Raw genomic sequence first — 6,594 nt, 5'->3', positions numbered from 1 at the left:
AAATAAAAATTGTTGAAATCATTTCAGACGGACTTGGTGGTTGGATTGAAAGGCCCGCCGCCATAGCGCTGAGCGACTGATGCTTCCTGGAGTAAAAAGCATGACCTCTATAACAAAGCCTTCAAGCGCGACATGGATCCGGCAAACATTGACGCCGTCGTCTTTGCCACAGTTGCTTGCTTTCGCCATGCTGCTGACAGGCATTTGGGGCCTGATGGTCTCGCTGGCCGGCGCGCAGGAATCAACGAACGAACTTCAGTCCATAGAATTTACACAGTTACCTGGCCAGGGGGTCGAGCTGCGCCTGCAGATGAGCAGCGCCGCGCCTGAGCCCCTGAGTTTCACGATCGACAACCCTGCTCGCATCGCTATCGACCTGCCGGGCACAAGCCTCGGAATGGCATCGCGTCGCACGGACGTCGGCGTTGGCGCGCTGAACACGGTGCTTGCTGCTGAGGCCGGCGGTCGCACGCGCGTCGTTCTGAATCTCGATGAGCTCACAAGCTACACAACCCGGGTTGAAGGCAACAGCGTCGTTGTCAGGCTGGAGGGAGCCTCGGCCGATTCGGGCTCCTTTGCCACATTTGGCCCTGCGGCTGGCAGCTCAGCACCGTCTGCGGCTGGCGGTCGTGGACTGCAGGATGTGGATTTCCGCCGGGGCAGCGACGGCTCTGGCATGATCCTGGTGCGCCTGAGCGACCCGGGAACACCGGTGGATCTGCGCCAGGAAGGCACCCAGGTACAGGCAACATTTTCCGGCGCCTCGTTGCCAGCAAGACTGATGCGTCGCCTTGACGTTACAGATTTCGCCACGCCTGTCACCACCATTGACACGCTGCAAGTCGGCGGCAACACGCGCATGGTCGTCAATGCCACCGGCAACTTTGAACAACTTGCTTACCAGTCAGACAACCTCTTCATCATCGAGCTCAAGCCCGTTTCAGAAAGCGCAGCGGCGGCGATGGAAGACGAGGAAAAGAAGGTTTACACCGGCGAACGCCTGACGCTCAATTTCCAGGACATAGAAACACGCGCGGTGCTTCAGCTGCTGGCAGATACGAGCGGCCTCAACATTGTCGTCAGCGACACGGTCGCTGGCAACGTTACGCTGCGTTTGCAGAACGTGCCATGGGACCAGGCGCTCGATATTGTTCTGCGCACCAAAGGACTCGACATGCGCCAGAATGACAATGTCATTATCGTGGCACCTGCCGAGGAGATTGCGGAACGTGAGCGCCGCGAGCTTGAGTCACGTAAGCAGATTGAGGAACTCGTTCCGCTTCGGTCCGAGTTTATCCAGGTTAATTATGCCAAGGCGGGCGAGCTTGCATCACTGATTGGCGGTGGCAATGCCCTGCTTTCGGAGCGCGGCAACGTAGCCATCGACGAGCGGACTAATACGCTGCTCGTACAGGACACGGCAGAGAAACTCGCCGAGATTCGCCGGCTGGTCCGGCAGCTCGACATTCCGATTCGGCAGGTGCTGATCGAATCCCGCATTGTCATTGCCAATGACGACTTCAGCCGTGAACTTGGTGTTCGCATGGGCGCGACGGCTGTCACAGACAACAGCTCCGACGGGCTGATCGCCGTTTCAGGAAGCGCTAGCGGCACCGGCTCCATTGTCGATTCCGGCCTCGACAATCTGCAGACCTCGGGCCAGCCATTCCCCGTCGGCCTGCCCGCCCAGGCAGATCGCTTCAACGTGAATCTGCCGGTGGCTAACCCCTCGGGACGCGTCGCACTGGCCATTCTCGACTCCGACTACCTCATCGACCTTGAACTTGCAGCAATGCAGTCCGAGGGTCGCGGCGAAGTCATCTCAACGCCGCGCGTCGTCACCTCCAACCAGAAGAGGGCGAGCATCGAACAGGGTGTTGAGATTCCTTACCAGGAAGCATCATCCAGCGGCGCGACAGCCACGCAGTTCAAGGAAGCTGTGCTGCGTCTCGAAGTAACTCCGCAGATTACGCCCGATGACCGCATCATCATGGATCTTCTGATCAGCAACGACAGCGTCGGTGAGCTGGTTGCCAGCGCAACCGGTGGTTTTGTGCCGAGCATCGACACGAACGAAGTCAACACGCAGGTGCTGGTTAAGAACGGAGAAACGGTGGTGCTGGGCGGTATTTACATCACCGATCGCCGCAATACCGAAAGTAAAGTGCCCTATCTTGGTGACCTGCCAGTGCTCGGCAAACTTTTCAAGTCGAGCCAGAGACAGTCCAACAAGTCCGAATTGCTGGTCTTCGTAACCCCGAAGATCCTCAAGGAAGGCACGAACATTAAGTGATTAACGCAGCGAATCAACCGGAATTGAATTGAGTACCTGAGGAATTTATCGATGCGCAAGCCTATATTGACTTTGCTGCTTATGCTGACCGGATTCGTTACCGGATGCGGCGACAGTAGTTCACTCGTTACCACCGGCGGGACACCGGGCGGCGGACCCGGCACGCCCACTGCAGCATCATTGCAGCTGCTGACCAGCAACCCGCAACTGCCGTCAGATGGCTCAGCCACCGTGACGATTACGGCGCTCGCCCGGGACGCAAACAACATTTTCGTGGCAGGCGTACCGGTAAGTTTTGCTACAGATTCCGGCGGCTTGAATATCGTGCAGGGAACGACCGACAGCAATGGTCAGGCGACGGCCACGCTGAGCGTTGCCGGCGACCCCACTAATCGCACCATTTCCGTAACGGGCACGGCAGACAGTCTGGCTTCCAGCGTGGCGGTCAGCGTTATTGGTACCACGCTGACGGTAACCGGGCCAGGCTCGCTGGTTTCAGGGGCAACCGCTACCTACACAGTGGTCCTGAGCGACGCCGGCGGTAACGGCATCGCCAACACTGCGGTGGATGTAAGCTCCGCGGCAGGCAGCACCATCACACCTGTTCCGCCGTTAACGACAGATTCCAGCGGCCAGGCGCAGTTTGACCTTACTGCCAGCACCTCGGACACGCTTACGATTTCAGCCCTTGGGTTGCAGACAACCACGGCTATCGCAGTATCCAGCGACAGCTTTGCATTTTCGTCACCCGCCGCAAATACCGAAGTCAATCTCGGTGACGCACAGACACTTGTCGTAAATCTTCAGTCTGGCGGCTCACCAGTCGTGGGCGAAACGATCAGCTTTTCGACTACCCGCGGCACGCTTACCAGCCCGACCGACATAACCGATGCCGCGGGCAACGCGACGGTTGACGTGAGTTCGGCCAACGCAGGTGCGGCGGTGATTTCGGCCACCACCAGCGGCGGCATCAGCACGACGCTGACTATCGAATTCGTTGCCACGACGCCGGCAACCGTGACGGTTCAGGCCAACCCGTTTACCATCGCGCCGAACGATCAGAGCGCCATCACGGCCATTGTTCGTGATGCGAGCAACAACCTGGTGAAAAACCAGGCAGTCAATTTCAGCCTTGACGACATTACCGGTGGGCAGCTGTCAGTGGCCTCAGCCATCACGGACAGCCTGGGCCGGGCACAAACTTTTTATACCGCCAGCAACTCAACCAGCGCCACCGACGGGGTGGAGATCACGGCAACAGTGGCGGGTACCGGCATCACGGACACCGCCTTATTGACCGTGGCGCGACGCGAGGTGTTCATCACTATTGGCACGGGCAACGAAATTGAAGAGCCGAATCCGGCTCAATACCTGATTCAGTTTGCGGTGCAGGTGACAGACAGCCAGGGTAACGGCGTGGCCGGTGTCGGCGTTGTGCTGTCGCTCTTGTCCGAGTTTTACAGCAAGGGTAACTGGCAGCTGCCTCTGACGGGCGACTGGCAGCAGAATATCACCGCTGTTTGCAACGACGAGGACGTGAATCGCAACGGCATTCTGGATGTCGGTGAAGACTTCAACAGCAGCCTCGAAATCGAGGCAGGCAATGTCGCGTCGGTTGTGCCGGGCTCGGTCACCACGGATGTCAATGGCTTTGCCCTGATTGATGTCGTATATCCGCAGGAGTTCGCGCGCTGGGTCCAGGTCGTGCTGGAGGCACAGACCTCCGTGCAGGGTACGGAATCGAGCGCCAGCTCCCGATTCGTGCTGCCCATAGCCGCATCGGATGTAGCGCGAGAAACCAACCCGCCGGGCAATCCCAGCCCCTACGGTCAAATCGGCGACTGCGCCTCTACACTCTGACACCCGCGACCCGGCACACGCCGGGTCGCTTCTTTGGCGCTCTCTGTTACGCTAGCCGGCGTGAACACAACGCTGAACATATTTCTGATTGGCCCCATGGGTGCCGGCAAAACCGCGGTGGGCAAGCGTCTTGCCCGGGCGCTGGGCCGGGACTTCTACGACAGTGATACCGAGGTCGAGGCGAGAACAGGCGTCGACATCGACCTCATTTTCGAGAAGGAAGGTGAAGCGGGCTTCAGGGCACGCGAGAGTGCGGCGATCGATCACCTTACCCAGCTGAGCAATATTGTCCTTGCCACCGGTGGCGGCGCCGTCCTCGCCGAGGATAATCGCACGCACCTCGCCACTCGCGGCACGGTGGTTTATCTGGCCGCCAGCGTGCCGCAGCAGCTGGAACGCACCCGGCGCAGTCATCACCGGCCATTGCTGCAGACCGAAGACCCCGAAAGCCGCCTGTTGGAGCTGGCCGGGATTCGCAATCCTCTTTACATGGCGCTGGCGGATCACACCATTGAAACAGACGGGCGCCGGGTTCCTTCAGTAGTAAACGAAATCCGGCGACTTCTGGATTGAGGCCGCGTTTATAATTCAGGCTCGCATCTTCAGGGACCCGCATTGGAAACTCTTACCGTCAATCTTGGAACGCGCAGCTATCCGATCTACATCGGGCACCATTTGCTGGAAAACGGCCTGCTCGCTAACCACCTCCCCGGCGGTAGCGCTATGGTCGTGAGCAACGAAACCGTCGCGCCGCTGTACATGGACAAGCTTATGCAGGGTATGCCGCCGCAGGTCCGCTGCAGCCAGATATTGCTGCCAGACGGCGAGGCACATAAGACGCTAACCACCGCAACGACGATACTTGATGCGCTGGTGGAAGATGGATTCGGGCGCGATGCCTGCCTGATCGCGCTGGGCGGCGGCGTGGTCGGAGACATCAGCGGTTTTGCCGCAGCCTGCTTTCAGCGCGGAATCGACTTTATCCAGGTGCCCACGACCCTGCTCGCCCAGGTAGACGCGTCGGTTGGCGGCAAAACCGGCGTAAATCACGTCGGAGGCAAGAATCTGATCGGCGCGTTTCACCAGCCGCGCTGCGTATTGGTAGACATCAGCACGCTTGAGACCCTGAGCTCACGGGAGTATCGCGCAGGCCTCGCAGAGGTCGTCAAATACGGTCTCGTGCGCGACCCTGAGTTCCTGGAGTGGCTGGAGCAGCATGCAGCAGACCTTGTCAGCCTGGCGCCGCACAGGCTCATTTACATGGTGCGCCGCTGCTGCGAAATCAAGGCCGAAATTGTCACTGCTGACGAAAGGGAGGCCGGGGTTCGCGCGATTCTGAACTTCGGGCACACCTTTGGGCACGCAATCGAAAATGCCGTGGGTTACGGCGGCTGGCTGCACGGCGAGGCCGTCGGCGTCGGTATGCTGATCGCCTGCGACCTGTCGTGCCGGATGCGGCTCCTCGATCAAAGCGTTTTGGAGCGGGTGCGCGCGCTGCTCACGAAGCTTGAGCTACCGATTAAGCCACCACCGCTGGAGATCGAACAGATAAAGGCGATTATGCGGGCGGATAAAAAGGTCTTGCGTGGACGCCTGCGCTTCATTCTGCTCGAAGGAATCGGCTCGCCTGTCATCAGTGACCAGGTGCCCGAAGCATTACTGGATGAGTTGCTGGCCGAGTACTTTGAATAGTCACCAGAAAACCCAGGCGGGAGCGTCAGGTGACGGACTGGCGCCCTGCGCGGCCAGCGAGATCAGCACCCGAGGCCGCGTTTACCCGGAAGACGGACACCCGTACCGCGGCGTATTTCAACGCGACCGTGACCGAATTATCCATGCCAGCGCATTTCGCAGGCTGGTCTACAAGACCCAGGTATTTGTCAATCACGAGGGGGATCTGTACCGATCACGCCTGACGCATTCCCTCGAAGTAGCGCAGGTCGCACGTACCGTAGCAGGTGCCCTCGGCCTCAACTCACATCTCGCTGAATCGATCTCGCTTGCTCATGACCTGGGTCATACGCCCTTCGGGCACGCAGGTCAGGATGCACTCAATCGATGCATGCGCGATTTTGGTGGCTTCGAGCACAATCTGCAGTCACTGCGCGTCGTTGATGAACTGGAAGAAAAATATGCGGAATTCCCGGGCTTAAACCTCAGCTTTGAGACGCGTGAGGGCATCCTTAAACACTGCTCTGTAAGCAACGCCCGCGAACTGGGCGACCTCGGCGCGCGCTTTCTCAATCGCACTCAGCCGGGTCTCGAGGCCCAGCTGGCAAATATTGCCGATGAAATCGCCTACAACAACCACGATGTGGATGACGGCCTGCGCGCCGGCCTGCTTGAGCACGACGCGCTACGCGAGGTCTCATTATATCGACGGGCGTCCGATTCGGTTCTCGAGCGTTATCCGGGCCTTGACGGCCGCAGGCTGGTCTATG

The 6,594-nt window shown here is 59.3% G+C and carries 5 protein-coding genes; all 5 read left to right on the top strand.

The genetic code is table 11. The features are described from left to right. The first annotated feature begins 187 nt into the window (after positions 1 to 187). Complete coding sequence (locus tag HKN06_04040) at positions 188 to 2,293, top strand: type IV pilus secretin PilQ (GenBank protein ID NNF60483.1); 2,106 nt, start codon at positions 188 to 190, stop codon at positions 2,291 to 2,293. Between the two features lie 51 nt (positions 2,294 to 2,344). Further along, positions 2,345 to 4,153 carry an Ig-like domain-containing protein gene (locus tag HKN06_04035; protein ID NNF60482.1) on the top strand — a complete coding sequence of 603 codons (1,809 nt, stop codon included), beginning with the start codon at positions 2,345 to 2,347 and terminating at the stop codon, positions 4,151 to 4,153. A gap of 60 nt (positions 4,154 to 4,213) precedes the next feature. Beyond that, the gene (gene aroK, locus HKN06_04030; GenBank protein NNF60481.1) at positions 4,214 to 4,726 is read left to right on the top strand and encodes a shikimate kinase AroK; all 513 of its coding nucleotides are present in this window, start codon (positions 4,214 to 4,216) and stop codon (positions 4,724 to 4,726) included. 42 nt (positions 4,727 to 4,768) lie between these two features. Next, the gene (gene aroB / locus HKN06_04025) at positions 4,769 to 5,845 is read left to right on the top strand and encodes a 3-dehydroquinate synthase (protein NNF60480.1); all 1,077 of its coding nucleotides are present in this window, start codon (positions 4,769 to 4,771) and stop codon (positions 5,843 to 5,845) included. Then, positions 5,817 to 6,594, top strand: a 778-nt coding sequence (locus HKN06_04020) for a deoxyguanosinetriphosphate triphosphohydrolase (GenBank protein ID NNF60479.1), incomplete at its 3' end; no start/stop codon positions are given. The genes aroB and HKN06_04020, both read left to right, overlap by 29 nt.

It is taken from the genome of Gammaproteobacteria bacterium, from assembly GCA_013003425.1.
Classification (GTDB): Bacteria; Pseudomonadota; Gammaproteobacteria; order Steroidobacterales; family JABDKV01; genus JABDJB01.
Note: the sequence above shows the minus strand (reverse complement) of the source record. Positions and strands in the feature narration are given on the sequence as shown.

Coding starts and splice junctions, on each gene's coding strand:
- HKN06_04040 (NNF60483.1), top strand. CDS start 188: ATGCTGCTGACAGGCATTTGGGGCCTGATGGTCTCGCTGGCCGGCGCG.
- HKN06_04035 (NNF60482.1), top strand. CDS start 2,345: ATGCGCAAGCCTATATTGACTTTGCTGCTTATGCTGACCGGATTCGTT.